The sequence below is a fragment of the Massilia sp. DJPM01 genome (genome assembly GCF_030348125.1).
Lineage (GTDB): Bacteria > Pseudomonadota > Gammaproteobacteria > Burkholderiales > Burkholderiaceae_D > Telluria_A > Telluria_A frigida.
On record NZ_JAQOZV010000068.1, the window covers coordinates 1 to 26,911 of the forward strand.

Below are 26,911 nucleotides of genomic sequence, written 5' to 3' on the forward strand. Positions count from 1 at the left end.
CGGCGTCGTCAACAGGGAGCCCACGAACGGCACATCTCACCCGGCAAGCTAACTCGACAATATGTTCGGTAATGTCGATTTAAAAGGTGGTAATGGGCGAAATTGTCTGACGTTGCAAGATGTTGTCGCTGAACCGTTTCGCGTGGCGGTAAAAACTGTCCGGCTAGTCGATCGGGATCGCAAGGCTTGCGCAAGGCTTGTCGCGCCAAAGAACGCCTGCTGGGAATCGGTGAGCATGTGCGTTGTGACCGCGCCTGGGGAACCCGCCGCCACAAGGTGAATCTCCCAGCAGAATATGCGTTGAGGTTCAATTCGTCCCGGCGTGCCTACGGCGTGCCTTTAGTGATCGCATGATACGTTCGCCGGCCGGTCCTTGGGCCAGAAGCTGCGCGTCGCCCAACAACAAAATTTGATCTCCTCCTTCGCCCAGCCGCAAGCCTGCCCTGTAAGGCAGGCGCGTTACGCAGGCGCACGCCAGGCCGCGCCAATTCCCTGCTTCACCGGCCACGAACCGACACATCAGATGGCTGGCGGGCGGCTTTCCGGCAATGCCGCCCGGTTTCCCCGCAGCCGAACGATCCCTTTGCGCAATTCCTCCACCCACAGTACGCTGCTCGCCAACGCCACCAGGGGGAGCAGATCGGCGAGCCCGATCGGCGCCGTGTGGAATAGCGCGTTCAATGGCGGCCAGTACAACACGGCAGCGTGCAGCGCAATGCTCAGGACCAGCCCGCCGATCAACCAGCGATTGCGCAAGATGCCGAACTGCAGCGCCGAGCGCGACGCCGACTGGCAGTTCAGGACATTGAACCACTGGCACAACGCCAGCACGGTAAAGGTTTCGGTACGGATCAGGTCATATGACAAGCCCTGGGACTGTCGCCAAGCAAACCAGCCGAAAGTGGCAATCACCGCCATCGGGGTCAGCGCGGCGATGCGCCATAGCATGGCATTGTCCAGCAGCCGGTCGTTGCGTGGTACTGGTGCACGGGTCATCTCATCGCCGTCGGGCGGGTCCATCACCAGATTGACCGTCAGCGTGCTTTCGGTGACGATGTTAATCCACAGGATCTGCACTGCCGCCAGCGGCATCGGATAGCCCGTGAGCAGCGCCAGCAAGAGCACAAGTACCTCATCGACCGAGGTGACGAACAGAAACAGGATCACCTTCTTCAAATTGCGGTAGACCACCCTTCCCTGCTCGACCGCGCCGACGATGGTGGCAAAATTATCATCGGTAATGATGATCTTGGCCGCGCTCTTGGCCACCTCGGTACCGGTGATGCCCATCGCCACGCCCACGTCTGCCCGCGCCAGCGCCGGGGCGTCATTGACCCCGTCCCCGGTCATGGCAACCACGTCGCCGCGCGCTTGCAGCGCCTCCACGATGCGCACTTTCTGGGCTGGATGCACGCGTGCGAACACGGCAATATTGTCCAGCCCTTCCAGCAATTCGGCATCGCTCATGCGCTCCAGTTCGGCGCCGTCGACGCCACGGTCTGCGTCCAGCGCAATGCCCAACGTGCGCGCAATGGCCAGCCCCGTCAGCTTGTGATCGCCCGTCACCATGATCGGACGAATGCCGGCCGCGCGGCACGCGGCCACCGCTACCTTGACCTCTTCACGGGGTGGATCGATCTGGCCCAGCAGGCCAAGGAGCGTGGCGCGGCCGGCCAGTTCGTCAAAGCCGGTGGCCGCCGTCAGCGCAAAGTCATCGATACGCGCCACGGCCAGCACGCGCAGTGCGCGCCCGGCCATCTCGTCGGCGGCCGCGTGTGCACCATGCAGCACGTCGTGGCCGGCGCCGCTGCACAGCCGCAGTACGGCCTCGGGCGCGCCCTTGATGTACACCGTGGATGGACCACCCGCGCCGCGGTGGCTGGTGGCCATCATCTTGGTGTCCGAATCGAATGGCACTTCGGCCGCTCGCGGACGATCCTGGCGCAAGTTGGCAATCTCGACCCCAGCCTTCCGAGCAGCCACCAGCAACGCCGCTTCGGTCGGGTCGCCCAGCACGGTCCACTGGGTCTTTTCATCCCCGGGAGGCAGAAGTTCCGCGTCGTTGCACAGCACCACGGCCTGCAGCAATGCCATGACCTGCGGGTCGGCGGGGGCCAGCGCGCAACCGGATTCGGTCAGGTCGCCCTGCGGCGCGTATCCCACGCCGGCAATCTCAATGGTGCGCCCGCCGGGAAACCACAGCGCACTCACGGTCATCTCGTTGCGCGTGAGCGTGCCGGTCTTGTCGCTGCAAATGACCGTGATCGCGCCCAGGGTCTCGACCGCCGACAGGCGGCGAATGATCGCTCCGCGGCCCGCCATGCGCTGCATGCCGACGGCGAGCGCGATCGTCATCGCCACTGGCAATCCTTCAGGTATGACCGACACCATCTGGCTGATCGCCACCATCAGCACCTCGGAAAATGGCAGGCCGCGCGCCAGGCCGAGCGCCATCACCACCACGAACAGCCCGATCGCCGCGATCACCAGGTAGCGGCCGAACTGGGTGATGCGAAGTTCCAGCGGTGTCTTCGGTTCCTCGGCGCCTTCGGTCAGGCGCGCGATGGCGCCAACTTCGGTATGGACGCCGGTGGCGGTGACCAGTGCGCGCGCCCGGCCAGCGGTGATGTAAGTGCCGGAGAACACCATGTTGTGGCGATCGGCGAGACCGGTCGCTTCCGGCAAGGCTGCTGCATTCTTCGACACCGGGACCGACTCGCCCGTCAGCGTGGCCTCGGCCGCGGCCAGCGCGGACTCGTCGATCAGACGGGCGTCAGCGCCGACCGCGTCGCCCGCTGCCAGTAACAGGATGTCGCCAGGGACCAGTTCGAGCGCCGCCACAGCCTGCTCGCTGCCAGCGCGCAGCACGCGCACCTGCAAGCTCGACAGTTTGCGCAGCGCAGCCATCGAGCGTTCGGCGCGTCCCTCCTGATAGGTCCCGATCAGGGCATTGGCCAGGACCACACCCAGGATGACGGCGGCGTCGCCCCAATGCCCCATGGCACCCGCCAACGCCGCCGCGACGAACAAGATATAGATCAATGGGCTTTGAAACTGGCGCAGCAGGAGCACAAGGTGCGAACGTTTGGCCGGCTCGGGCAGCGCGTTCGGCCCGTGCTCGAGTGTGCGTTGGGCCACCGCTTGCGACGACAGCCCCGCCGTCGCGTCGCTGCTCAAGCGCTCGATGGCAATGCTTGATTCCAGGGCGTGCCAGGGATGCGCCTGCGTCGACTGTGGCGCGCTCACGGCGCGCACCGGCCGACTGTGGCGGCATATGACTGTGCAATAAAATCGGCACCTGCGGCGACGCCGAAAGCCGCACCGCGATCAATGCATCCGCAGCTGAGTAGAAAGGTCAACATGTTCGTTCCAGGTTTGAGCGCGGCGTTTCTCGCCGCCTCAGTTGCTACATCAGATTGGAGGGTGTCTGCGGCGTTTCGCCATGCACTTGCCATGTCGTTGACAAGCGCTTGACCTTGGCGGCGGCGCTAACGGGTCGGGCCGGCCTGGTTGCGCGCGCAGTCACGCCGTGTAGCGCTGTGTCCGGGGCCGTTTGGCGTGCGGCGTTCAATGTAACGAGCCTTCCCGCCAGACGTCGGAAAATGGAATATGGCGTACGCATGGCGTGGTCCTTGATCAATGGGATAAACGATGTTGCTGCGATGTGCGTCCGAATTGGGGCCGCTGATCTGTCAATTGTGAACGCTTCGGCAAGCCCTGTCCGTGCGCGACCGAACCCATGCCAAACTAAGCGGACCAGCATGGACAGTGCAGCCGGCCTATTCATGCCTATTCATGCCTTAAGGCCTCGATCGGATCCATCTGTGCCGCCCGCCGGGCCGGAAAATAGCCGAACAGGACGCCTATCATGGCGGAAAAATGGAATGACAGGAGATTGATCGTCGGATCGAACAGGTAGGGCACGCCCATCACGCCGGCCAGCACGTACGCTGCGCCGCTGGCAATGACTATCCCCACCAGTCCGCCCAGCGCCGCCAGCACCACAGCCTCTATCAGGAACTGCAACAGCACTTCATTCTCGAGCGCGCCAATGGCCAGCCGCAGTCCGATTTCGCGCGTGCGTTCCGTCACGCTGACGAGCATGATATTCATGATGCCGATTCCACCGACCAGCAGGCTCACAGCGGCGACCGCGCCCAGCAACGTTGTCATCACCTTGGTCGTGCCGGAGAGCGTATCGGCAAGTTGTTGCGTGTCGAGGATGTTGAAATTGTCGTCGTCGCCGTCGGCCAGCTTGCGACGCTCGCGCAACAGTTGCCGCAGGCTGGCCTTCAGGGGCGCGCTGTCGCTGCCCTCTGCCATCGAGACGAGCAGGGTACCGACCTTGAGACTGCCCGTGACTCTGCGCTGCAGCGTGCGCAACGGCACCACGACAGTATCGTCCTGGTCGTTGCCCATCGCCCCCTGGCCTTTCGCGGCCAGCACGCCGATCACGTCGCAGGAGAACTGCTTGATGCGCAATCGCTCGCCGAGCCCTGCCTTGCCGCCGAAGATTTCGCGCCGCACAGTTTCGCCGACGATGCAGACGGCCGCGCCAGCGCCCTGCTCCTGGTCTTCAAACAGGCGCCCGGAAGCGATTTTCCAATTGCCTGTCGCAAACCAGGCATTGCTGCTGCCGGTCACGCTGGTGGCCCAATTGCGCCCGTTGCCCACCACGGTGACGCCGGCGCGCCCTTCGGGGGCGGCCGCCGCCACACCACCGATCTGCGCCTGGATCGCTTGCGCATCGGCCTCCTTGAATTGCGGCGCCCTTGCGGCGCCGCCCGGCCCCTGGCGTTGTCCTACCCGGACCATCAGCAGATTGGTACCCAGACCCGAGATCTGGTGCTGCACGGCCAGGGTCGCGCCCTTGCCCAGGGTGACCATGGTGATGACCGCGCCGTGATACCGTGGTCCCGGTTCAATGCCAGGATCAGGCCCATGATCTCGTGGCTGCGCTGGGTGTCGAGGTTACCCGTGGGCTCATCGGCCAGCAACACGGCAGGCGCGGTGACGATCGCGCGCGCGATGGCCACGCGTTGCTGCTGCCCGCCGGATAGTTCGGCCGGCGTGTGGTGCTCCCAACCGGCCAGACCAACCGAGCGCAGCGCCTCGATCGCCGCCTCACGCCGCACCTTGGGATTGTCGCCGCGATACAGTAACGGCAACTCCACGTTCTCCTGGGCCGAGGTGCGAGCAAGCAAATTGAAGCCCTGAAACACAAATCCCAGATACCGGCGGCGCAGGCGGGCCCGCTGGTCGCGCGACAGTGCCTCGACATGCGCACCCTTGAAGATGTATTGACCAGCGCTGGGGGTGTCCAACCCGCCCAGAATGTTCATCGCGGTCGATTTTCCCGAGCCGCTGGGCCCCATGATGGCGACAAACTCGCCGGCGGCGATGTCGATATCGATACCCTTGAGCGCCATGAGCTGCGCCGGGCCCGTGCCATAGACCTTGCTCATGCCGCGCAGACGGATCAGCACATCGCTCATTTGGCGCCCGCCCTCTTCTGGTCGGTGATCACGCGCATGCCCACCTGCAGATCGCCACCAACAATTTCCGTCATGCGCCCGTCACTGATGCCCGGCCTTACCGCTACCGCCACTGCCGCACCCTTGCCATCCTTCGGCAGCACCCACACTGCACGCGCTTGCGCGGTGCTGGCGCCGGCCGCGCCCGATTTGCGCGTGCCGTTGCGCGGGCGGCTGGGGATCAGGCTGGATACGATGCCGCCCTTCGGCGTCGCCTTCTCGGCCACGGTGGGCGTGAAGCGCAACGCGGCATTGGGGACCAGCAGCACATCATCGCGTTGCATCGCGATAATGGTGGCGGTGGCCGTCATGCCCGGACGCAGGCTCAGTTCGCCGTTATCCACGTCGAGGTAGGTCAGATACGTCACGACATTGTCGGTGATCGTCGAACCAAAGCCGACCCGGGTGATACGGGCCGGGAACTTGCGCGACCTCGGCGCAAATCGACACCTGCACATCGGCCAGGCTGGCGGCGCTCGCGGCGGCGGCAGCCGTGCTGGCGGCAAGCGCGCTGCGCTGTGCGCCGAAGAGGTCGAGCTCCCAGCGCGCGTCCAGTCCGGCCGCAAAGCGGTTGCTGCTACCGCCCTCGCCGCCGGCGCCATGCTGCGCCGAGGCCGAGGCCGAGGCAAGCAAGGCAGGCAGCAGTGCCGCCGCTGAAACGTCGCGCAGTGCCCGCGCCTGGCGCAGGGACGCTTGTGCGCCAACGACGCTGGTGTTTGTCAGCAGCGCTTGCGCTATCAGGCGGCTCAGCATCGGATCGTCGAAACGCAGCCACCATTGCGACAACTGCGTTGTTCCAGGCGCGAGTATGTCTGCGTTGGCCGACCATGCTGCAGGTACGTCATCCATTGCCGTACCCCGGCGCTGCGGCTGGACGTTGGCGCAAGCGCTCAGGAGCGCCGTCATGCACGCCATCACGATCACGACCTCTCGCATGCCCGAGCCGGGGCGGACGCGCATAGCGCATCGCAGGGTGGAGCTTGCCATTTTTCATTCCGATTCAAGGTCCAAAGAGCGCGCCTTCGCCACGTCCTCCGCGCTGCGATAGCGACAGGTGGGGCTGTCGACCTACTTGACTTCGCTGAAGTCGGCATCGACGACGTCGTCGCCTTGCTTGGCGGCCGCTGCTTCCGGCTTGCCCTCGCGCGGCGCCTGATGCTGGGAGCTGGCAAGCTCGTCCAACTTTCGGGCTGCGCTCGACAGTGCCGCGATCTTCGGTTCCAGCTCGGCCTGCGTGCCATGCTGAAGTACGGAATCGAGTTGTGTGATCGCCGTGTCAATGCTGTCGCGCTCGCCCGCCGGCAGCTTGTCGCCATGTGCCAGCAAAGACTTGCGCGTCGTGTGGATCAGCGCATCGGCCGCATTGCGCATCTCGGCCAGCGCCTTGAGCTGCTTGTCGCCCTCGGCGTTCACTTCAGCGTCGTTGACCATCTTCTGTATCTCCGCCTCGGTCAGGCCCGAGTTGGCCTTGATCGTGATCTTGTTTTCCTTGCCGGACGCCTTGTTCTTGGCCCCCACGTGCAAGATGCCATTGGCGTCGATGTCGAACGACACATCGATCTGCGGGGTGCCGCGCGCAGCAGGCGGAATGCCTTCCAGATTGAACTCGCCCAGTGCCTTGTTGCCGGCTGCGATGTCGCGTTCGCCCTGGTAGACCTTGATGGTCACGGCGGGCTGGTTGTCGTCGGCGGTGGAGAACACCTGGCTGAACTTGGTCGGAATGGTGGTGTTCTTGTGGATCATCTTGGTCATCACGCCACCCATGGTCTCGATTCCCAACGACAGGGGCGTGACGTCAAGGAGCAGCAAGTCCTTGCGATCCCCCGACAACACCGCGCCTTGCAGGGCAGCGCCGACGGCAACGGCTTCGTCGGGATTAACGTCCTTGCGCGGCTCCTTGCCGAAGAACTCCTTGACCTTCTCCTGCACCTTCGGCATGCGCGTCATGCCGCCGACGAGGATGATGTCGTCGATCTCGGCGACCTTGACGCCGGCGTCCTCGATGGCGATCCGGCACGGCTCGATGGTCGCGGAAATCAGTTCCTCGACCAAAGACTCAAGCTTGGCGCGCGTGATCTTCAAGGTCAAATGCACCGGCGCGCCGTTGGCCATGGCGATGTACGGCTCGTTGATTTCGGTCTGCTGGGCTGACGACAATTCGATCTTGGCGCGCTCGGCCGATGCCTTGATGCGCTGCAGGGCGATCGGATCCTTCTTCAAGTCCAGGCCGTTGATTTTCTGAAATTCGTCAATGATGTAGTCGATGATGCGCTGGTCAAAGTCCTCGCCGCCGAGGAAGGTGTCGCCGTTGGTCGACAGCACTTCGAATTGCTTTTCCCCGTCGACGTTGGCGATTTCGATGATCGACACATCAAAGGTGCCGCCGCCCAGGTCATAGACGCAGATCTTGCGGTCGCCCTTGTTGTTCTTGTCCAGGCCGAAGGCCAGCGCCGCCGCGGTCGGTTCATTGATGATGCGCTTGACATCCAGGCCCGCGATACGGCCCGCGTCCTTGGTGGCCTGGCGCTGCGCATCGTTGAAATAGGCCGGCACCGTGATGACTGCCTCGCTCACCTCCCCGCCCAGATAGTCTTCCGCGGTCTTCTTCATCTTGCGCAGTACCTCGGACGATATTTGCGGCGGCGCCAGCTTCTTGTCGCGCACGCCGATCCAGGCATCGCCATTGTCGGCCTTGACGATTTGAAATGGCATGAGAGCAATGTCCTTCTGCACTTCATTTTCGTCGAATTTGCGGCCGATGAGGCGTTTCACGGCGAACAGCGTATTCTTGGGATTGGTCACGGCCTGGCGCTTGGCTGCGGCGCCCACCAGGATTTCCCCATCTTCCTGGTAAGCGACGATCGACGGCGTGGTGCGCGTGCCTTCCGCATTTTCAATGACCTTCGGCTGGCCGTTCTCGATGATGGCCACGCACGAGTTCGTTGTACCCAGGTCGATCCCGATGATTCTTCCCATGACGCTTCTCCTAACACTGGCCGCGCAAGGAAACGCGCGCGGCCAGGTTGTCGCCACCGGCGCACGCAGCGCGCGTGGTCGCATCGGCGCATCGCTGGCCGGCCTGCAGGCCGAATTGACCCCGATTCAACAGGAAACCCGGCGGGTGGTGAAACAGGTGGCGCTGGTGGGGCTGGCGTTGGCGGCGGTGCTGGCCTTTGTGTACTGGCATGTGCGCGGCGATTGGCTGACCGGGGCGCTCGCCGGGCTGACCCTCGCGATGGCGATCCTGCCGGAGGAACTGCCGGTTGTACTCACCATTTTCCTCGGATTGGGAGCATGGCGGCTGGCCCGCGAAAAGGTGCTGGCGCGGCACATTCCGGCGATCGAACTGCTCGGCGCTACGACATTGCTGTGCGTGGACAAAACCGGCACCCTGACCATGAACCGCATGGCAATGCGCAAGATATGGGCCCCGGCGGCGGCGTACGATGCCGCCGGCGCGAACGCGTCCACTTTGGATGAGGCATTGCACGACGTACTCGAGTTTGCCGTACTGGCCAGCCACCGCCGTGCCGTCGACCCGATGGAGCTGGCCATCGGCGAGGCCGGCCATCGCCTGCTGGACAATACCGCGCACCTGCACAGCGACTGGACACTGCTCAGCGACTACCCATTATCGAAGGAAATGCTGGCGATGTCGCGCGTCTGGCAATCACCCGATCGCAGCGCCAAGATGATCGCCGCGAAAGGCGCGCCCGAATCGATCATCGATCTCTGTCATCTCGATGCCAGCCATAGCGCATTGATTACCCGGCACGTGGAACGCATGGCAGGAGAGGGATTGCGCGTGCTCGGTGTCGCCCGCGCCACCTTCGATGCAAGCCTGTTGCCTTGCAATCAGCACGATTTTGATTTCGCGTTTCTGGGCTTGATCGCGCTGGAGGATCCGCTGCGCCAGGACGTTCCTGCTGCGATCGCCGAATGCCGACGGGCAGGCATTCGTGTCGTCATGATCACGGGCGATCATCCGGCGACGGCCATCTCGATAGCTCGGCGGGCAGGCCTGGCTTGCGAGGGCGCTGCCATGACGGGGGCCGAACTGGCCGCCTTGAGCGACGAGGAACTTCACGGCCGGCTTGCCGCAACCAGCATGTTTTGCCGGATCCAGCCGGCCCAGAAACTGCGCCTGGTACAGGCATTCCGTGCCGGCGGCGACGTTGTCGCGATGACCGGCGACGGGGTCAATGACGCACCGGCGTTGAAGGCGGCCGATATTGGTGTGGCCATGGGCGCCCGTGGCACCGACGTGGCGCGCGAGGCGTCTGCCCTGGTGCTACTCAACGACGATTTTGCCTCGCTGGTGACCGCCGTGCGGCATGGGCGCCGCGTGTTCGCGAACTTGCGCAAGGCGATCGTGTTCGTCGTCGCCGCCCATGTGCCGATCGTCGGCCTGTCAATCCTGCCCGTCCTGCTCGGTTGGCCCATGCTGCTGATGCCGGTGCATATCCTGTTCCTTCAATTGATCATCGACCCAGCCTGTTCGGTGATTTTCGAGGCCGAACCGGTCGAGGCGCACACCATGCTCGCCGGGCCACGCCGGCCCGATGCACGCCTGTTCGATCGCGAGCTCATCTTGCGAGCCCTCTGGCAAGGTGGCGGCCTGCTGTGCGTGCTCGTTGGCGTCGCTAGCCTCGGGCGCGTACTGGCCCATTCGGATGGCGCCGTCCGCGCCAGCGTTTTTTGCGTGCTGGTGCTGTCGCATCTGGGTCTCATTTACGTGAACCGCTCATGGACGCAATCGACCTGGAATCGAGATGATGGCAGGAACCCCGTATTTCCATTCATCGCTTGCACTGCTGCCGCATTGCTCGCATTGATACTTGGCATCCCTCTCCTGAGATCGCTTTTTGCCTTTGCGTTGCCCAATTTGACATTGGCAATGATCGGAATCGCCGCATGGGTGCTCAGTTTGTTATGGTTCGAATCAGTCAAGCAGTTGGCAAACAAGACGCGACACGTCGACGCTTGCGCCAGCCAGTAGCGCACATGTCCGCTCCGGCACGACAAACGTAGGACAACGCGCTGTGCTGTCCTTGCGTTCCACACCCGGGAATTGGGTGTGGAACGCGGTGCTTCGGTCCGGACAGGTTGCGCGTCAGCCAAAATGCCACTGCGGCACCGCCCGCGATGGCCCCTGCCGCCAGGATCAGGCTATACATCAGAGACGCCCGCGTGCTGGCGATGTTCCGAACATGCTGTCGGGGCGTCACCCTGCGCACCATCGCTCATCCACGGCAAGCGCATCAGCGGCGCGCATCCTTCGGTTGATCGCCTTTCGGCCAATCCTTCGCCTTGTGCGGATACACCGGTCTTGGCTGATGCGTAAAATACCCGGCGACGTCGATGGCATCCTGGTCGGACAAGCTGCCGCCCTGCCCCAACGGCATGTTGTGTTTGACGAAGGCTGCGGCGGTGAATGTGCGGGCCATGCCGGCGCCGTCGTTGAACGCGTCCTTGCCCCAAACCGGAGGAAATAGATATCCCCCGTCGGGATTCTTGGTGCCCGCGCCGGCCACCCCATGGCAACTGGCGCATTTGCCTGCATACACCGCTTTGCCGTTGACCGTATTGGCTGTCAGTTTTTGATCGAGCGGACCGAATCCCCTGCCCTTGGCGGCGGTGCAGCGGGTGGCGCCGTCGATGTTGCCCGTGTTGTTGCTGGGGGAATCCGGTACCGGCAAGGAGCTGTTTGCCAGGGCCGTGCATGAATCGAGCGCACGCGCTGGCGGCCCGTTCGTCGTGGTCGATTGCTCGGGATTGACCGAAACGCTGTTCGAGAACGAACTGTTCGGCCATGAAAAAGGTGCGTTCACGGGGGCCGGCACGCGCAAACCAGGACTGGTTGAGACCGCGCAGGGGGGGGGGCACCCTGTTTCTCGACGAGATAGGCGACGTGCCACTGACGATGCAGGTCAAGTTGCTACGCCTGATCGAATCGGGCACCTACCGGCGCGTTGGCGGCGTCGAGACGCTGCACGCCAATTTCCGCCTCGTTGCCGCGACCCACAAGCCACTGGAAAAAATGATGATGGATGGGCAATTCCGGCAGGACCTGTATTACCGCATCAGTGCCTTCCCGATACAGTTGCCGCCGCTACGCCAGCGCGCCGAAGACATTGCCTTGCTGGTCAATTCATTCCTGCAACGTGCCGGCGCGGGCAAGCGCAAGCTGACAATTGATGCCGACGCCATGTCCCAATTGCAGCAGGCCGCGTGGCCGGGCAACGTGCGCGAGTTGCGCAACGTGCTGGAGCGGGCCAGCTTGTTTGCCGACGACGGCGTGATTCGCATCGAGCATCTGCCTGTCGCGCCAGCCATACGGGTCATCCCGACGGCGATCCGCACCGATGCCGCCGGCGATGGTTTGCCAACGGTGCTGGCGACGTTTGACGGTACCCGCGGCGAACTGGCGGCGCACTTGGGCATTAGCGAACGTACGCTCTACAGGCGCCTGAAAGAGGCGGGGCTGGCGTAGTTTGATCGGTCCACTGCCAAACACTGCCAGCGCTGTCAACTTGGCAGTAGCGCACGGGTGTGCCTGGAATGAGCGACGGCCAGCCTGCCAAGCCAAGCCCTTGTTATTCCACGAGTAATTGATGTGGCCTGCGTTGGCACAGAACTTGCACATATCATCGATATGAACTTTGCACGGCGTCAAGTGTTCTCGTGCGGCGTCAAGGGCAGGAGATGGTTCTCCAGAACCTTTCCACCATCTACTCACTGAAAAAGGCAAGCATGAAAGCGAACGTAGGCAGTATTGACCGGACAATTCGCATTCTGGTAGGGGCATGCTTGATCGCGGCCACCCTGTTTGGCGTGATCGGCCCCTGGGGCTGGCTTGGCCTGGTGCCGCTGGCCACCGGGATCTTTCGCTTCTGTCCGGCGTATTGTCCGTTCGGGTTTCGTACTTGCACGATTGAAAAATGAACCATGTCAATGAGGAGCATCGTATGACGAACAGCGCAGCTGGATATCGGGAATTGACGGCCTCTGTTTCAAAGCAACTCGGCACCTTACGCGCCGATACGCCGGACGTCATGAAGGCGTTCGGCGACTTGTCCAAGGCGGCATTGCGTGATGGTGCCCTCGACAAGAAGACCAAGGAGTTGATCGCGCTTGCCCTGGGCGTGGCGGCCCACTGTGATGCCTGCATCGGCTTTCACGTTCAGGCGCTGGTGAAACTTGGTGCAAGCAAGGCCGAACTCGAGGAGGCGCTGGGAATGGCAATCTATATGGGAGGCGGCCCTTCGGCGATGTACTCGGCCAATGCCCTCGCCGCATTCGAGGAATTCTCAACCACGCCGTAAGCTGCCGGCGCCACAGGCCGGGTCGCGGCGCCGCTTTCGCCAACATTATATTAAAAAGTGGTATATAATTTTATATATTGAAACGGCGCACTACGCGGAAAGAAACGTCAGGATGGCAAAGGCAACTGAAAAAATCGATGTGGGCGCAATGCACCTCGCGGCAATGCAGGCATGCGGCTTGCTCAAGGTGCTGGCCAACCCGGACCGCATGACGCTGCTGTGCCAACTGACCCAAGGCGAGCATTGCGTGAGCGAGCTGGAAACCGTCCTTGGCATCGGGCAGCCGACCTTGTCCCAGCAACTGGCCGTGCTACGCGATGAACAATTGGTGCGCACGCGGCGCGAAGGCAAGCAAATTTTCTACAGTATCGCTAGCGCCGAGGCGCTGGCAATCCTGCAACTGCTGTACGAACTGTTTTGTCCCAAGAAACAAGGAGAAACGTCATGATCGATTGGACGCATTTCACACCATTCTCCGCCACTGTGGGCGGCGCGCTGATCGGGCTGTCGGCGGCGCTGTTTATTCTCTTTAGCGGCAGGATTGCCGGCATCAGCGGCATCCTGGGCGGCCTGCTGGCATGGCCGCGCGGCGATATGGCGTGGCGCCTCGCCTTCCTGTCCGGCCTGGTCGCGGCGCCGCTGGTGTTCGGTCTCTTTGCGCCGCTCCCGACGGTGCAAATCGATGCCGGCAGCGCTACCCTGATCGTTGCCGGGCTCCTGGTCGGGATCGGTACCCGCTATGGCTCAGGATGCACCAGCGGCCACGGCGTATGCGGCCTGTCGCGCCGGTCGCCCAGATCGCTGGCGGCGACAGCGGCATTCATGTTCGCCGGCTTTGTCACCGTATTCATCATTCGTCACATACTCGCTTAAGGAGCGCATCATGCAAGTCATTATGGCGTTGATCGTCGGTCTGGTCTTCGGAATCGGCCTGATCGTTTCTGGAATGACCGATCCGTCCAAGGTAATCGGCTTCCTCGATCTGGCAGGAAATTGGGACCCCTCGCTGGGGCTGGTCATGGCCGGCGCCATCCTGGTCGGGCTGCTGGCCTTCCGCCTTGCGGCCGGGCGCCAGCGTTCACTGCTCGGCGACGTCATGCGCCTGCCAACGGCTACCCAAATCGACCGCCGTCTGGTCCTTGGGAGCCTCGCGTTCGGCGCCGGCTGGGGCCTCGCTGGCTACTGCCCCGGTCCGGCGCTCGCTGCGCTCGCCAGCGGTAGTGCCAAGCCACTCATTTTCAGCGCCGCCATGCTTACCGGCATGGCGATCTTCGAACTCGTCGAACGCCTGCGTTCGCGCTCCAGGCTGGCCACGCCAAGCTAAGCTGCGGAGAAACCATGTTGATTGCTCTTGGACTTGGCTTGGTCGTCGGCGTGATCCTCGCGCTGACCGGCGCCGGGGGCGGCATCCTGGCGGTGCCCCTGCTGGTATTTGGCTTGCAGATGGGCGTTGCGCAGGCCGGACCGATCGGCCTGCTAGCAGTTGGCATGGCTGCCGCATTGGGCGCGATCCTCGGGCTGCGGGATGGCATTGTGCGCTACCGCGCCGCGTTCCTGATCGCCGGATCCGGCATGCTGCTGTCGCCGTTCGGCCTGTGGATTGCACATCGAATCGAGAATCGCTGGCTCAGCGTACTGTTCGCGCTGATCCTGCTGCTCGTGGCGGCGCGGACCTTGCGCCAGGCCAGGCCAGGCACGCTTGCCACAAGCGCCCCAAGCCACGATGCCCAGCCCTGCATGCGCGATGCGCACAGCGGCCGCTTCATCTGGACCAGCAGTTGCGCACGCGCGCTCGGCCTGTCCGGCGCCGTGGCGGGCCTGCTGTCGGGACTGCTGGGCGTGGGTGGCGGCTTTGTGATGGTGCCCGCGCTACAGCGCTATACCAATCTGGAGATGCGTTCGGTCGTTGCCACCTCGCTGGCCGTCATCGCGCTGGTATCGCTCATCGGCGTGCTTGCCAGCGCGGCCAGCGGCGGCATGCTGTGGAGCGTGGCAATGCCGTTTTCAGCCGGCGCCCTGGCCGGCATGTTTGGCGGCCGTTTGGTGTCGGCCCGACTGGCCGGACCGCATTTGCAAATCGGATTTGCCGCAGTCGCAGTTGCCGTGGCAATTGGGATGATCGCCAAAGCCCTGCTGTAGGCCCTTCAATTATTGCATTGTTTCGGAGACCCACCATGAACCTCAATCCTATCCAGTTGTTCGACACGGAGTCGTCAACATTTACCTATATCCTTGTGGCCCCCGGCGAGCGCGCGGCAGTGCTGATCGATCCGGTCCAGCGGCACTGGGAGCGCGACTTGCAGCACCTGGCACGCCTGAACCTGGAACTGGCCTACATCCTGGAAACGCACGCCCACGCCGACCATGTCACTTCGGCCGGCAAGCTGCGCGAACTGACCGGTGCCAAGGCAGCTGTACCGGGCGGCTGCGGTATTGCCCCTGCAGAAGTGCAGCTTGCCGATGGCGACCTTATCGCCTTTGGCAAGGATGAGCGGATCGTGGTCTTGCATACGCCGGGCCATACCGCTGGCAGCATGAGCTACCTGTGGCGCGGCAACGTGTTTACCGGCGACACCTTGCTCATTGACGGTTGCGGCCGCACTGACTTCCAGAGCGGCAGTGCGCAGGCCCTGTACGACAGCGTAACGACCAAGCTGTTTGTACTGCCGGACGACACGCGCGTCTGGCCCGCGCATGATTACAAGGGCCAGTCGGTCTCCACCATCGGCTGGGAAAAACGCCACAACGCGCGTCTGGCCAACCGCAGTGGCCACGAATTCGTCGCACTGATGGCTGGGCTCGACCTGCCCAAGCCCAAGCTGATCGATGTCGCGGTTCCGGCCAATCAACATCTTGGGCTGCAGCACGGCGCTTGAGTATCGCACGACATTCTCGAACCAGGCCCGCTGCAAGTAACGCGCGCGCCTGCGCAAAGTGGTCTCCGTCGAGGCGGGAATGCCAGTGACCTGCAGACGATATTCCGTGCTGACGCGCCGGCGCCGGCAAACGCAAGCTGACGATTGACACGTCGCGGCACCCACAACGTATTGCCGCGCACCGCAATGGAAATACAAGAAAATCCTGGTCTGTGCGCTACCGCATAGATTGGCAGCGCAAACACGCGCTACTCTCCCAATTCCCATGAGTTTTCCTTACTGCATGAAAATCAGTTCAAGGCGCGTCCGTGCAATACTTGGAAGAATGGAAACACCATGCACAGCGTATTGCGGAAAGAAAAGTACGCGAATGCGACCCTGATCTTCCGCTATCAATCAGCAGGCAAACGCTGCGGACAGCTTGCCATCACCCTGGGATTCGCTGTTCTGCTCGGATGGGCTAACGGCATCGTCACGCTAACCAACATTGTTCCCCAATGGGTGGCGATGCAGCCGAACACCGCGCTTTGTCTTGTTCTGGCGGGGATCGCATTGCTCGCCGCTGGAAAAACGCGCCTGGATCGGCACTGGCGTCTTATCCAACTCGCGAGCGCCACGATCGTGCTCGGCATCGGGCTTGCGACACTGCTTGAATATGGCCTGGGCCTGCAGTTCGGGATCGACCAATTCTTCCACCCTGGTTCCGCCTCGGCGGATCGCAGGATTTTTTCCGGCAGGATGGCGCTCGCGACCGCAACGAATTTCATGCTGTTGGGGGCCGCGCTTGCCATCCTCGATACCGGGGCGCGCCGGCTCTCGCAGCTGCTGGCATTGCTTGCCATGGGCATCGCGACCCTGGCAATATTGGGCTACGCCTACGGCGTGAGTGCACTCTACGACGTTGGTTTCTTTTCCACGGTGGCGCTGCATACGGCCATTGGCACCCTCCTGGTCGGCCTAGGCGTGCTACTGGTGCGCCCGTCCCATGGCATGCTTGCCGTCCTGGTCAGCGGCACCGTCGGCGGGGTGCTGGCGCGGCGCCTGCTGCCGCTGGCTGTCGCCACCCCATTCCTGCTCGGCTGGCTGCGGATCGAGGGCGAACGGCGCGCGTTCTACGATTCGAGCTTTGGCGTGGCCTTGACCTCGGTTGCCTATGTGATCCTCTTTGGCCTGTTTATCTGGCGCACGGCCGAAGCCCTGCGGCGCAGCGATGATTTGCGTCTTGACGCGGAGCATCTCAAGCAAGTCAATCAGGCGCAGATGAGCGGGCTGATCGAGTCCGCCATGGATGCCATCGTCATGCTCGACGACGCCCAACGGATCATCGCCTTCAATCCCGCGGCAGAAAAAATGTTCGGCTATGCACGCGCAGACATTCTCGGCAGTTCCCTCAGCAAACTCTTGCCGCAACGGTTCCACAGCGCGCATGACGCCCAGTTGCGCGCTTTCGGCGTTTCCGGATCGGCCTCGCGTCGTATGGGAAGTCTGGGAACGGTGGCGGCCATTCGCGCCGATGGGACGGAATTCCCCGCCGAGGCATCGATCTCCCATTTCGACCTTGGTCAAGGCATTTACTATACGGCCATCGTGCGCGACATAACCGAACGCACGCGCGTCGCGGCGGAGTTGCATGCCAGCGAGCGGCGCGAGCGCGAGCGATCGCAAGAACTGCGCAACTTGCTGTTCGCCGTCCCCGCCGCGGTTTGCATTGCACACGACCCGCTGCTGGCCGAGGTGACCGGCAACGAATTATATGATCGCTGGTTTCGCGCTCCCGCCACCGGCATGCCCGGTCAACCTGGAGCGAGCGAGGATGCCAGGCCCGCTCAGGACCTGCAACAGAAGAGCGGCGATATCCGCTCCGGCCAGGCGGCCTTGCGACAGGCAGCGGGCGGCATGGACATGCGCGATTATGAATTCAAGCATGTTCACCCTGACGGCACCGTCCGCTATCTGTTGGGGAATGCCATGCCCTTGTGGGACGAGCAAGGCAATGCATGCGGAGCCATTTCCGCCTTCGTCGACGTGACCGAACTGAAACTATCGGAGCTGGCGATGTTGTCGGTCACGGCCGGCAGTGTGGCGAAATCGGACTACATCACCCATATGACACACGAGTTGCGCACGCCGCTGGGCACCATGCTGGGCTACGCGCAAATGCTGGAAAGCCGCACGCCCGCACCGTCACCGGCGCAACTGGTGGCGATCGGGCAGATCATCAAGGCCGGCTGGTATCTGCGCGACTTGATCACCGAGGTTCAGGACCTGGCGACGATTGAGGCCGATTCCGCTGGCTTGGCGTGCGAGCCGGTCTCGGTCGACGCCCTGCTGCATGACCTGCGTGCCATGATCGAGCCGCTCGTTGCCAATGCTGGCCTGCACGTCAGTCTGGCTGGCGAAAACGGCCTGGGCATCCACGCGAACCCGGTGCGGATCAAGCAAGCGATGCTCAATCTGCTGTCGAATGCGATCAAATATAATCGCCTCGGAGGGAGCATCGACGTGTCGTGTGTCATGGACGGGAAAGCGCAGGTGCGCATTGGTGTACGCGATACCGGGCACGGTTTGACGCCGAAAGAGTTGGCGAGCTTGTTTCAACCGTTCAACCGGCTAGGCCAGCAACACGGCAAGCAGGTCGGCACCGGTGTCGGCCTGGTTGTGACCAAAAAACTGGTCGAGTCGATGGGTGGATCAATCGGAGCGGAAAGCGAAGTCGGATGTGGATCCTTGTTCTGGCTCAACATGCCGCTCGCGATCGACGTCGCGCTATTGGTTGAGAGCCCGTAATGGGCCGGCCGGCTAAGTGGCCTACCAGACGGACACGAGCGGGTATCTCGCATAAATTTCAGTCAAACAAGCAGCGCCACAAAGCACCCATGCGATTCCATCAAGTCATCCCATGACATCGCGATGCCGTTTCCCTTGGACGAGCGGTTCGAAGCTTGCCTGCCCACCTGATGCGCACCTGTCGACAAACAATCCTAACCATGCTGGAACCAAAACCATGAAAGCATTTGTCTATAACGGGCCCGGGAAATTTGCGCTCGAGGAACGTCCGATGCCCGCCATCGATGCCGCCACCGACGCCATCGTCAAGCTGAGCAAGACCACCATCTGCGGCACCGATCTGCACATCCTCAAGGGCGATGTGCCCAGTTGCGAGCCGGGCCGCGTGCTGGGACATGAGGGTGTAGGCGTCATCGAACACATCGGCGCCGGCGTGACCGCGTTCAAGGTAGGCGACCGGGTGCTCATATCCTGCATCAGTTCATGCGGCAAATGCGCCTACTGCCGCAAGCTCATGTATTCCCATTGCACCAACGGCGGCTGGATACTGGGAAACAAGATCGACGGCACCCAGGCCGAGTACGTTCGCATTCCGTATGCCGACACCAGTCTGTACCCGATTCCGCCGGGCGCGGACGATGAGTCCATGGTGATGCTGAGTGACATCCTGCCGACCGGCTTCGAATGCGGTGTCCTGAACGGCAAGGTGCAACCCGGCGCCACGGTGGCCATTGTCGGTGCCGGCCCGATCGGGCTGGCGGCATTGCTCACGGCACAGTTTTACGCGCCCGCCGACATCATCATGATTGACCTGGACGACAACCGCCTCGCCACCGGCATGCAATTCGGCGCCACCGCCACCATCAACAGCAAAGATGGCAATGCGGTGCAAACGCTGCTGGCCATGACCGGCGGCCGTGGCGTCGATACCGCGATCGAGGCCGTCGGTGTCGCAGCAACTTTCGAGATGTGCCAACAAATCATCGCACCCGGCGGCACGATCGCCAATATCGGCGTGCATGGAACCAAGGCCGATCTCCACCTCGAAAATCTATGGGACCGCAATATCACGATCACCACGCGCCTGGTGGACACGGTCAGTACGCCGATGTTGCTCAAATCCCTGTGCGCGCACAAGCTTGACCCCAAGCGGTTGGTTACGCACCGCTTCAGTCTCGACGGCATACTCGGCGCATACGACACGTTTGGGCATGCCGCAGCCACGTGTGCGCTGAAAGTGATTATCGAGGTCGCCTGATATAAATAAGGGTTTGGTGTCAATGGCGTGTGGGCGACGCTGGCGCGATACCTGGCATGATGCAGGGCGAGCGCGACAAGCTGCTGCACATTGAAGAGAAGCTGCATGAACGCGTGGTCGGCCAGGACGAGGCGATCGAAGCGGTGTCGGACGCGATCCGGCGCGCGCGCGCCGGATTGTCCGACCCGAACCGGCCATACGGCTCGTACCTGTTCCTCGGGCCCACCGGGGTCGGCAAGACGGAGCTGTGCAAGTCGCTGGCCAATTTCCTGTTCGATACCGAAGAGTCCATGATCCGCATCGACATGAGCGAATTCATGGAGAAGCATTCGGTGGCCCGCCTGATTGGCGCGCCGCCCGGCTATGTCGGCTACGGCGAAGGCGGCTACCTGACCGAGGCGGTGCGCCCCAAGCCCTACAGCGTGATCCTGTTCGACGAAATCGAAAAGGCGCACTCGGACGTCTTCAACGTACTGCTGCAGGTGCTCGACGACGGCCGCATGACGGATGGCCAGGGACGCACGGTCGACTTCAAGAATACGGTGATCGTCATGACTTCGAACCTGGGATCGCACCTGATCCAGTCGATTTCGGGAAACACCGCTCAGCGTTGCTTTTCAAAAAGCCGAGCAGATCGAGCTGGCAATACGGGCATTGGCCATCGCACACGCGGGCTCCGGGGTGAGCGATGCCGTCACCGTCAGTCTGGGCGTTGCCGTGTGGGGCGCCGCGGGCGAGAAGGACCCTGCGACTTTGTTTGCGCACGCCGATACACAACGCTATCGTGCCAAGGCGGAACGACGCAGTCGGGCCAAGGCTGCAGCGCCGCAATCGGCGCACCCCGGTCATCTCACGGCGCGGCCCGACCACGTCACCAGCGCCTGGACATGACAAGCAATGCACGCATCGCAATGGGCCGCCAGACCCAGGGCGATGTTACTCGAAGGTCGGCAAATGCGGCCCGGCGGCCGGTTTACCTGCGCTAACCCAGGCGTCGAAACCGCCCGCGATCGACGTCACGTGCACATAGCCCATGGCCCGCAGCGAACATGCCGCGAGCGCCGCACGGCCGCTTGTTTTGCAGTACAACACGATCTTGGGGTGTCAGGTGCAGTGGAACGGAAAACCGGGTTAAGCGTTTATGGCTCAAATTCCGCTACGGTGCACGGCCCTGCCTGCATGGCCGGCAATCACGACCTTTCGGGAATCTACACTTTACGGCGGGCGATCACTGTTGCGAAGCGCTTGACAGTTGATTGTGGCGCATCGAATTCATGAAAAGATTCCGCGAGGATGTCCCACCCCGCCAACAACGCGCTTAATTCGTCCGCGCCGAACAAGTAGTAGCTGGCCGGGTCGAACATACTCAGAAACGTGGTTCCCTCAATCAGCACATTGACAGACAAAATCCCACCAAGGCGTACGCTGGACTGCATCTGAGCAAGCTGCGCCAAAGCTGTCCTGCGGTCAAAAAACATCAGCAGTCCAATAGACACGACGGTGTCGAAGCAGGCATCGATGCGGTAACAGCGAAGATCAGCTTCGATAGCGGAAATCGGCAAACCGCGTCTGCTGGCAACTTCTTGAAGATAAGTAACCGCGGTTGGCGACGCGTCAAGCGCTAGTACGTTGCAGCCTGCCTCGGCCGCCGCGATGGAAAGATTTCCGAGGCCGCAACCGAAGTCGAGCACCTCGCCGGCCAAGTAAGGGAGAGTCAATAATTCAAATGGGTTCAATACATGCTGCTCTTGTAGAACCTGCTTTGAAAATTGAGTATCAAAAAATTCTACGCTCGTCTGCATTAGGAAGCTCTTTAGTAAAAAATGGCAGGGATCGCGTTCAAATCGCCGGTCGTGGCATTTTTATGTACTGATACAGGGTTTCGCGACTTATCCCGAACTCGCGCGCAAGCATGGCCTTCTGCTCGCCAGCGCTGGCGCGGCGGCGTAGCTCGACCACTTGGGTTTCCACCAGCGCTTTCTTGCGACCTCGGTAGACGCCGCGCTGCTTTGCCAATGCAATCCCTTCCCGCTGTCGCTCGCCGATCAAGGCACGCTCAAACTCCGCGAACGCCCCCATGACTGACAGCAGCAGGTTCGCCATCGGCGAGTCTTCGCCGGTGAAGCTCAGGCATTCCTTAACGAATTCGATTCGTATCCCGCGCTTGGTCAACGTCTGCACCAGCCGGCGCAGATCGTCCAGGTTGCGCGCCAGCCGGTCCATGCTGTGCACGACAACCGTGTCGCCTTCGCGGGCGAACGACAGCAAGGCGTCGAGCTGCGGCCGCTGTGTGTCTTTTCCCGACGCCTTGTCGGTAAACAGTTTGTCCACCTGGACCTGATCGAGCTGACGCTCTGGATTCTGGTCGAAACTGCTGACCCGGACATAGCCGATGCGTTGACCTCGCAAACGTACCTCCTTAACAAGATGTGTCAGGAAAGACTCTATGACCGTTCAAGGCACGTGTCAAGTAATTGCGATATCAGCCCTAATCTGACGGCTTGCGACAGGGGCCGCTGACATCAGGTTAGGGTATAGTCTACTCTGACATGATTATGTTGAGTTTCGCTTTTCGAGCTGCACTTTGCTGCCGCGTTACTCGATTATCCTTTGGCGCATTAATTCCCGGCGTACTACAGGGTCTGCCAAGATCACCTTAGCCCTTTTTGGAGCGGATTGGATATATGTACCAAGGCGTCTTATATGCACTGCTGGCCGCCGCCCTTTTCGGCGCCAGTACCCCGTTCGCAAAACAGCTCATTGGGGATGTGCCGCCGGTGCTGCTGGCTGGCCTTCTGTACGCCGGCAGCGGTACGGGCTTAGCTTGTATTTACTTGATCCAACGCGCACGGGGAATCGCATTGGCTGACTTGTCATCGAAGGACCTGCCCTGGCTGGGTGGGGCTATTCTAGCCGGCGGTGTCGTTGCCCCGGTGCTGCTGCTGTATGGGCTCACCTTAACTGCCGCGTCAACTGCTTCACTACTGCTAAATCTGGAAAGCGTGCTTACTGCTATCCTGGCCTGGTGGGTCTTTCGGGAGAATTACGACCGTCGCATTGCCGTGGGTATGTGGGCAATCGTTGCGGGAAGCGTGTTACTTTCATGGAATTCATGGAATGGTGTTTCTGGCGATGGTGCGATATTGGGACCGGTGGTGATCGCCGCAGCATGTCTATGTTGGTCGATTGACAATAACCTGACACGCAAGGTGTCCGCCAGCGATGCGGTACAAATTGCCTGTCTGAAAGGACTGGTTGCCGGCAGCGTCAACCTCGGCGTAGCGATAGCCATGGGTAGCGAACTTCCCGCATTGCAAACAGCTGCGCTGGCGGCAACGCTGGGTTTTATAGGCTACGGACTGAGCCTAGTGCTTTTTGTACTCGCGCTGCGCCATCTCGGCACCGCACGGTCGGGCGCCTACTTTTCATTGGCGCCGTTCGTGGGCGCCGTGCTATCGCTGGTCATGCTGGGCGATCGCCCCGGGCCGCTGTTTTGGGTAGCTGGCGTGCTGATGGCGATCGGGTTGTGGCTGCACTTGACCGAATCACACGGTCACGAACATGACCACGAGCCCATGGAACATGCCCACAGTCATCGACACGATAAGCACCACCAGCATCAACATGGTGCCGAGTGGGATGGGCGTGAGCCGCACGTGCACCCCCATATCCACATGCCGTTGCGACACAAGCACCCGCATTTTCCGGACATACACCATCGCCACGATCACTAAAAACTGTACTGCTATAATCGCGTTAGTTTCTGGGACTAATCTCTGTGCGCCGACTCTTTTGCCTACTGCTGCTGATTTGCCTGCCTCTGCAAAGCTTCGCTGCGCAGATCACCGGCGTTCGCCTGCTAGGCACTGGCACTGCGCATCAAATGGAACATACCGATGATGTGCATCATCATCACCATGATGATGGCAAGGTGCATTACGACGAGTCGGACGAGTCGGCTCAGCACAGTCATGAGCCATCGGCCACGGTGCAGCACTTCCTGCCAGAAGTGGCACTCGCCTTGTTCAGCCCATTGAGCCAGTCGCTCGCCGACCGGTCTTATCCGGCCTCCTACATCCCCGACCCCTACTTGGACGATCCCCAACGTCCTCCTGCATTCGCCCCCGGTCTCGCTGCCGGGGGTTAATCGCACACTTCTTTCTGCCTGGCATAGTCATGCCGGTGCCGTGCGCTTACCCCTTGTGAATCCTCTCATCACAAGCTGGAGTAAACATGCACGTTTTTCGACTGCGCGCGCTGCTTATTGGCGCACTGGTGGTTACACCATTCATCATCCCCTGCGTCGCTGGCGCCGTGGGGACCAGTCCGCGAATCACCCTGCACGACTTGGTCGAGCAAGCCTGGCAGCGTTCTTCCCCCGGGCGCAGCCAACCTTCGCGCGAGGCTGAAGTCCAGGCCAATCGCGAGCTGTCGTCTTCCTGGCTAGCCGGACAGCCGGTGCTTGGCCTGTCCCAGCGCAGCGACCGGTTCGGCAGTGACCGGGGCCTTTCCGAATCTGAAGTGAGCGTTGCAACGTCCCTCTGGATGCCGGGTCAGCGTGCCGCACGGCGCACGTTGGCGGAGCAGACAACGCGCGAAGTGCATGCGAACACCCGTAAATCACGCCTTGAGGTTGCCGGCGAAGTGCGCGCACGCCTGTGGGACGCAGCGGCCGCGCAGGCCCAGCTGGAGGAAAAGCAGGGCCACCTGCATCACACTGAGGAACTGGCCGGCGAGGTCCAGCGGCGTGTCGCTGCGGGTGACCTGGCACGCGTGGATGGCCTGCTGGCCGAACAGGAGATGCTGGCGGGGCGCGTGGCCGTGGAACAGGCCAAGGCCGAGGTGCAGCAGAGTGCATCCAAACTCAAGGTTTTGACCGGTTATGCCGGACCTTTGCCTTTGGCACCCGAGCCTCTCCCGAGTCAGCCTGGCGCAAACAATCCAAGACGGGAAGCGGCGCGGGCTACCGAGCAGCGCGCTCAAGCCGCCCTTGGCCTTGCCCGCGCCAGCCGCCGTGCCCCACCCACCGTGACCCTGTCGATGCGGCGAGAGCGCAATATCGGCATGTCAACGCCCGACCGTAGCCTCGGGCTGGCGGTGCAGATCCCGATCGGCGGCGCCGGGCGCAACCGCCCGGTAGAGGCGCAGGCTCAAACCCAGATCGCTGTGGCCGCCGCCGAAGCTGAGCAAATCGAAGCGGCGACCACGGCTGACCTGGAAGTTGCGCGCACCACACTCGACAACGCCAAATCTGCACTGGACTCTGCGCGTGCGCGCGTGGCAGCGATGACAGAACACCATCGGCTGATCGAACGGGCCTTCAAGCTGGGCGAACGCGGCCTAGCAGATCTGCTGCGCTCGACCGCGTTGGCGCACGAAGCCGAGGTCGCCGAGCGGCAGCAGGAAATCGCACTTGCACGGGCACATGCACAACTCAACCAGGCATCAGGAGTCTTGCCATGAAATACGTCATCTCACTCGTTCTCGCCGTGGCCATGGCCGCGAGCGCTTTCGCTTCACCTGGCGCCCATGGGCCGAACGGAGAACATCTGGACGGTCCAGCCGGCACCGCGTCAACTGGCACAGCCCCCCGCGTCGAAACCTTCAGCGAAGCATTCGAGCTCGTCGGACAACTGTCTGGTGGCGAACTCTCGGTGATGATCGACCGGTACGAGACCAATGAACCGGTCCTCAATGGCCAGCTGGAAGTGGAATACAAGGGCGTGAAAGCTGCTGCGAAGTTTCATCCGGACATGGGTGACTACGCTATCGATGACGAGAAATTTCTGAAAGCGCTGGCGACGCCGGGCAAGCACGCCCTGCTCTTCACCTTCATCGCCGGCGAAGAAAGCGACCTGCTCGAAGGCACGCTCGAGGTCACCGCACCTGCGGCAGCCGTTCATCAACATACCAGCGCGTGGAAATGGTTAGCACTTGGCGGGGCGCTTGCGCTGTCGATTACTGTACTTATGTGGCTGCGCCGTAACAAGAAAAACAAGGTAACCATATGAAAAACCACATTCACATTGTCATCAGTGCGATCGCCCTCTGCTGTGCCGTCACAGGCGTGCAGGCTTCACCGGGCGCACACGGCCCGAACGGAGAGCATCTGGACGGGCAGTCGGCCGGCCCGACGGCCGGGCTTGCCCGTTTGTCCGACGGTAGCGTCAACGTCCCCAAGCTTGCACAGCGACGGATGTCGATCCGGACGATCATGGTCCATGAAGCCGATCTGCCGCAGACGGTTGAACTCAATGGGCGCACCAGCATCGACCCGAACGCCGGCGGGCGCGTACAGGCGCCATTCGCCGGGCGCATCGACGCCGGACCCGGTGGCATTCCCAGTGCGGGATCCCGGGTGCGCAAGGGCCAGGTGCTGGTTTTCGTCAAACCGGTCGCCGAAGCGCTCGAACGCGGCGCCCAGCAGGCGCAACTGGCGGAGCTGCGCGCTAATCGTGCCTTGCTCGAACGACGCCTGAAACGGCTCGAATCGCTGGGGGGCGTCGTGCCGGCCAAGGAAATCGAGGCGGCGCGCGCCGAACTTGCTGGCAATGTCGGCAGCGCCCGCGCGCTGTCTGGCGCAGTGCAGGGCCGCGAAGCGATTACGGCATCGGCCACGGGCGTTATCGCCACCGCGAATGTGCTCGCTGGCCAGATCGTTGAAGCGCGCGACGTGCTGTTTGACATTGTCGATCCGGACCGCATGCTGGTCGAAGCTCAGGTAACCGATCCGCGCATGGCGCAGAACATCGCCTCTGCCCACCTGGCCGGCGCCCAGGAAGTGGAGCTATCCTTGCTTGGGTTGGGACGTTCCCTGCGCGAAGGCGCGCTGCCGGTGACGTTCCGCGCCAAGGGCCAAGGCCTGCCCCTGGCGGTTGGCCAGCCGGTGACGGTTGTGGCGAAACTGAAGGGGACGGTGCGAGGAATTTCCTTGCCTGCCGCCGCACTGGCGCGCAACCAGGCGAACCAAACCATCGTCTGGATCAAATCTGGCGCCCTGCGTTTTATCGCCCTGCCAGTGGAAGCCAAGTCGCTCGATGCCAATACCGTCGTCGTGACCAAAGGGCTCACGGCTGACAATCGCGTCGTGGTCGCGGGCGCCTCTCTCATCAACCAGATCCGGTAGGCGCC

At 62.3% G+C, this 26,911-nt stretch carries 25 protein-coding genes and 4 pseudogenes; 19 read left to right on the forward strand and 10 right to left on the reverse strand.

Translation table 11 applies throughout. From position 1 onward, the window contains the following. Positions 1–519 precede the first annotated feature (519 nt). The 6 genes and pseudogenes from PO883_RS29480 to dnaK form a co-directional block, all read right to left on the reverse strand. A complete protein-coding gene (locus tag PO883_RS29480; protein ID WP_289312939.1) occupies positions 520–3,246 on the reverse strand; it encodes an HAD-IC family P-type ATPase in 2,727 nt (908 codons plus the stop codon). Positions 3,247–3,789: 543 nt separating this feature from the next. Next, a pseudogene (locus PO883_RS29485) lies at positions 3,790–4,899 on the reverse strand (ABC transporter permease); the annotation flags it as partial. After that, the gene (locus PO883_RS29490; RefSeq protein ID WP_289312941.1) at positions 4,815–5,495 is read right to left on the reverse strand and encodes an ABC transporter ATP-binding protein; all 681 of its coding nucleotides are present in this window, start codon (positions 5,493–5,495) and stop codon (positions 4,815–4,817) included. The pseudogene PO883_RS29485 and the gene PO883_RS29490, both read right to left, overlap by 85 nt. Next, positions 5,492–5,902: a hypothetical protein gene (locus PO883_RS29495; RefSeq protein ID WP_289312942.1), complete on the reverse strand. Its 411-nt coding sequence runs from the start codon at positions 5,900–5,902 to the stop codon at positions 5,492–5,494. Before PO883_RS29495 ends, PO883_RS29490 begins: the two co-directional genes overlap by 4 nt. Then, positions 5,871–6,521, reverse strand: coding sequence for a TolC family protein (locus PO883_RS29500; RefSeq protein ID WP_289312943.1), 651 nt, complete (start codon positions 6,519–6,521; stop codon positions 5,871–5,873). The genes PO883_RS29495 and PO883_RS29500 overlap by 32 nt, the downstream gene beginning before the upstream one ends. Positions 6,522–6,602: 81 nt before the next feature. Continuing rightward, the gene (gene dnaK, locus PO883_RS29505; RefSeq protein WP_289312944.1) at positions 6,603–8,510 is read right to left on the reverse strand and encodes a molecular chaperone DnaK; all 1,908 of its coding nucleotides are present in this window, start codon (positions 8,508–8,510) and stop codon (positions 6,603–6,605) included. Between dnaK and PO883_RS29510 the strand changes: the two genes are divergently transcribed. Then, complete coding sequence (locus PO883_RS29510; RefSeq protein ID WP_289312945.1) at positions 8,509–10,533, forward strand: cation-translocating P-type ATPase; 2,025 nt, start codon at positions 8,509–8,511, stop codon at positions 10,531–10,533. The two genes, dnaK and PO883_RS29510, sit on opposite strands and share 2 nt — an antisense overlap. Positions 10,534–10,795: 262 nt before the next feature. On the opposite strand, the gene PO883_RS29515 is transcribed toward PO883_RS29510, so the two are convergent. Continuing rightward, positions 10,796–11,233 carry a c-type cytochrome gene (locus tag PO883_RS29515; RefSeq protein ID WP_289312946.1) on the reverse strand — a complete coding sequence of 146 codons (438 nt, stop codon included), beginning with the start codon at positions 11,231–11,233 and terminating at the stop codon, positions 10,796–10,798. Here PO883_RS29515 and PO883_RS35260 point away from each other — a divergent pair. From PO883_RS35260 to PO883_RS29575, 13 genes and pseudogenes are all read left to right on the forward strand, one after another. Further along, a pseudogene (locus tag PO883_RS35260) lies at positions 11,193–11,348 on the forward strand (sigma 54-interacting transcriptional regulator); the annotation flags it as partial. The gene PO883_RS29515 and the pseudogene PO883_RS35260 overlap by 41 nt on opposite strands. Next, the gene (locus PO883_RS29520; RefSeq protein ID WP_373890116.1) at positions 11,347–12,027 is read left to right on the forward strand and encodes a sigma 54-interacting transcriptional regulator; all 681 of its coding nucleotides are present in this window, start codon (positions 11,347–11,349) and stop codon (positions 12,025–12,027) included. The pseudogene PO883_RS35260 and the gene PO883_RS29520, both read left to right, overlap by 2 nt. A 260-nt stretch (positions 12,028–12,287) precedes the next feature. Further along, on the forward strand, positions 12,288–12,479 hold the full coding sequence (locus PO883_RS29525) for a DUF2892 domain-containing protein (RefSeq protein WP_289312947.1): 192 nt from the start codon (positions 12,288–12,290) through the stop codon (positions 12,477–12,479). A gap of 23 nt (positions 12,480–12,502) precedes the next feature. Continuing rightward, complete coding sequence (locus PO883_RS29530; RefSeq protein WP_289312948.1) at positions 12,503–12,859, forward strand: carboxymuconolactone decarboxylase family protein; 357 nt, start codon at positions 12,503–12,505, stop codon at positions 12,857–12,859. A gap of 112 nt (positions 12,860–12,971) precedes the next feature. Then, the gene (locus PO883_RS29535) at positions 12,972–13,307 is read left to right on the forward strand and encodes a metalloregulator ArsR/SmtB family transcription factor (RefSeq protein ID WP_289312949.1); all 336 of its coding nucleotides are present in this window, start codon (positions 12,972–12,974) and stop codon (positions 13,305–13,307) included. Next, entirely contained in the window at positions 13,304–13,732 is a 429-nt protein-coding gene (locus tag PO883_RS29540; protein WP_289312965.1) for a YeeE/YedE family protein, read from the forward strand. The genes PO883_RS29535 and PO883_RS29540 overlap by 4 nt, the downstream gene beginning before the upstream one ends. Before the next feature lie 10 nt (positions 13,733–13,742). Next, entirely contained in the window at positions 13,743–14,183 is a 441-nt protein-coding gene (locus PO883_RS29545) for a DUF6691 family protein (RefSeq protein WP_289312950.1), read from the forward strand. Between the two features lie 14 nt (positions 14,184–14,197). Then, the gene (locus PO883_RS29550; protein ID WP_289312951.1) at positions 14,198–14,998 is read left to right on the forward strand and encodes a sulfite exporter TauE/SafE family protein; all 801 of its coding nucleotides are present in this window, start codon (positions 14,198–14,200) and stop codon (positions 14,996–14,998) included. Between the two features lie 35 nt (positions 14,999–15,033). Continuing rightward, on the forward strand, positions 15,034–15,735 hold the full coding sequence (locus tag PO883_RS29555) for an MBL fold metallo-hydrolase (protein ID WP_289312952.1): 702 nt from the start codon (positions 15,034–15,036) through the stop codon (positions 15,733–15,735). A gap of 336 nt (positions 15,736–16,071) precedes the next feature. Beyond that, entirely contained in the window at positions 16,072–18,522 is a 2,451-nt protein-coding gene (locus PO883_RS29560) for a PAS domain S-box protein (protein ID WP_289312953.1), read from the forward strand. 217 nt (positions 18,523–18,739) lie between these two features. After that, positions 18,740–19,780, forward strand: coding sequence for a zinc-dependent alcohol dehydrogenase family protein (locus PO883_RS29565; RefSeq protein ID WP_289312954.1), 1,041 nt, complete (start codon positions 18,740–18,742; stop codon positions 19,778–19,780). A gap of 56 nt (positions 19,781–19,836) precedes the next feature. Continuing rightward, positions 19,837–20,388 (forward strand): annotated as a pseudogene (locus PO883_RS29570) (AAA family ATPase); the annotation flags it as partial. A gap of 46 nt (positions 20,389–20,434) precedes the next feature. Further along, positions 20,435–20,671: a GGDEF domain-containing protein gene (locus PO883_RS29575; protein ID WP_289312966.1), complete on the forward strand. Its 237-nt coding sequence runs from the start codon at positions 20,435–20,437 to the stop codon at positions 20,669–20,671. Between the two features lie 45 nt (positions 20,672–20,716). Here PO883_RS29575 and PO883_RS35265 read toward each other — a convergent pair. The 3 genes and pseudogenes from PO883_RS35265 to PO883_RS29585 all read right to left on the reverse strand — a co-directional run. Next, positions 20,717–20,878, reverse strand: a pseudogene (locus PO883_RS35265) (rhodanese-like domain-containing protein); the annotation flags it as partial. Positions 20,879–20,988: 110 nt separating this feature from the next. Beyond that, positions 20,989–21,582, reverse strand: a complete 594-nt coding sequence (locus PO883_RS29580; RefSeq protein WP_289312955.1) for a cyclopropane-fatty-acyl-phospholipid synthase family protein — start codon at positions 21,580–21,582, stop codon at positions 20,989–20,991. Positions 21,583–21,619: 37 nt separating this feature from the next. Then, entirely contained in the window at positions 21,620–22,189 is a 570-nt protein-coding gene (locus tag PO883_RS29585; RefSeq protein WP_289312956.1) for a recombinase family protein, read from the reverse strand. Positions 22,190–22,464: 275 nt separating this feature from the next. Between PO883_RS29585 and PO883_RS29590 the strand changes: the two genes are divergently transcribed. From PO883_RS29590 to PO883_RS29610, 5 genes are all read left to right on the forward strand, one after another. Beyond that, positions 22,465–23,514: a DMT family transporter gene (locus PO883_RS29590; RefSeq protein WP_289312957.1), complete on the forward strand. Its 1,050-nt coding sequence runs from the start codon at positions 22,465–22,467 to the stop codon at positions 23,512–23,514. Positions 23,515–23,663: 149 nt separating this feature from the next. Next, a complete protein-coding gene (locus tag PO883_RS29595) occupies positions 23,664–23,927 on the forward strand; it encodes a hypothetical protein (protein WP_289312958.1) in 264 nt (87 codons plus the stop codon). Positions 23,928–24,013: 86 nt separating this feature from the next. Then, positions 24,014–25,243: a TolC family protein gene (locus PO883_RS29600; RefSeq protein WP_289312959.1), complete on the forward strand. Its 1,230-nt coding sequence runs from the start codon at positions 24,014–24,016 to the stop codon at positions 25,241–25,243. Continuing rightward, entirely contained in the window at positions 25,240–25,791 is a 552-nt protein-coding gene (locus tag PO883_RS29605; RefSeq protein ID WP_289312960.1) for a hypothetical protein, read from the forward strand. The genes PO883_RS29600 and PO883_RS29605 overlap by 4 nt, the downstream gene beginning before the upstream one ends. After that, entirely contained in the window at positions 25,788–26,906 is a 1,119-nt protein-coding gene (locus PO883_RS29610) for an efflux RND transporter periplasmic adaptor subunit (protein ID WP_289312961.1), read from the forward strand. The genes PO883_RS29605 and PO883_RS29610 overlap by 4 nt, the downstream gene beginning before the upstream one ends. Positions 26,907–26,911: the final 5 nt, after the last annotated feature.

Bases quoted from the DNA above. Each gene is read 5' to 3' on its own strand.
- PO883_RS29545 (WP_289312950.1), top strand. From the start codon at position 13,743: ATGCAAGTCATTATGGCGTTGATCGTCGGTCTGGTCTTCGGAATCGGC.
- PO883_RS29520 (WP_373890116.1), top strand. From the start codon at position 11,347: ATGAAAAAGGTGCGTTCACGGGGGCCGGCACGCGCAAACCAGGACTGG.
- PO883_RS29540 (WP_289312965.1), top strand. From the start codon at position 13,304: ATGATCGATTGGACGCATTTCACACCATTCTCCGCCACTGTGGGCGGC.
- PO883_RS29610 (WP_289312961.1), top strand. From the start codon at position 25,788: ATGAAAAACCACATTCACATTGTCATCAGTGCGATCGCCCTCTGCTGT.
- PO883_RS29530 (WP_289312948.1), top strand. From the start codon at position 12,503: ATGACGAACAGCGCAGCTGGATATCGGGAATTGACGGCCTCTGTTTCA.
- PO883_RS29565 (WP_289312954.1), top strand. From the start codon at position 18,740: ATGAAAGCATTTGTCTATAACGGGCCCGGGAAATTTGCGCTCGAGGAA.
- PO883_RS29490 (WP_289312941.1), bottom strand. From the start codon at position 5,495: ATGAGCGATGTGCTGATCCGTCTGCGCGGCATGAGCAAGGTCTATGGC.
- PO883_RS29555 (WP_289312952.1), top strand. From the start codon at position 15,034: ATGAACCTCAATCCTATCCAGTTGTTCGACACGGAGTCGTCAACATTT.
- PO883_RS29600 (WP_289312959.1), top strand. From the start codon at position 24,014: ATGCACGTTTTTCGACTGCGCGCGCTGCTTATTGGCGCACTGGTGGTT.
- PO883_RS29550 (WP_289312951.1), top strand. From the start codon at position 14,198: ATGTTGATTGCTCTTGGACTTGGCTTGGTCGTCGGCGTGATCCTCGCG.
- PO883_RS29595 (WP_289312958.1), top strand. From the start codon at position 23,664: ATGGAACATACCGATGATGTGCATCATCATCACCATGATGATGGCAAG.
- PO883_RS29510 (WP_289312945.1), top strand. From the start codon at position 8,509: ATGACGCTTCTCCTAACACTGGCCGCGCAAGGAAACGCGCGCGGCCAG.
- PO883_RS29535 (WP_289312949.1), top strand. From the start codon at position 12,972: ATGGCAAAGGCAACTGAAAAAATCGATGTGGGCGCAATGCACCTCGCG.
- PO883_RS29560 (WP_289312953.1), top strand. From the start codon at position 16,072: ATGCACAGCGTATTGCGGAAAGAAAAGTACGCGAATGCGACCCTGATC.
- PO883_RS29605 (WP_289312960.1), top strand. From the start codon at position 25,240: ATGAAATACGTCATCTCACTCGTTCTCGCCGTGGCCATGGCCGCGAGC.
- PO883_RS29500 (WP_289312943.1), bottom strand. From the start codon at position 6,521: ATGGCAAGCTCCACCCTGCGATGCGCTATGCGCGTCCGCCCCGGCTCG.
- PO883_RS29580 (WP_289312955.1), bottom strand. From the start codon at position 21,582: ATGCAGACGAGCGTAGAATTTTTTGATACTCAATTTTCAAAGCAGGTT.
- PO883_RS29590 (WP_289312957.1), top strand. From the start codon at position 22,465: ATGTACCAAGGCGTCTTATATGCACTGCTGGCCGCCGCCCTTTTCGGC.
- PO883_RS29525 (WP_289312947.1), top strand. From the start codon at position 12,288: ATGAAAGCGAACGTAGGCAGTATTGACCGGACAATTCGCATTCTGGTA.
- dnaK (WP_289312944.1), bottom strand. From the start codon at position 8,510: ATGGGAAGAATCATCGGGATCGACCTGGGTACAACGAACTCGTGCGTG.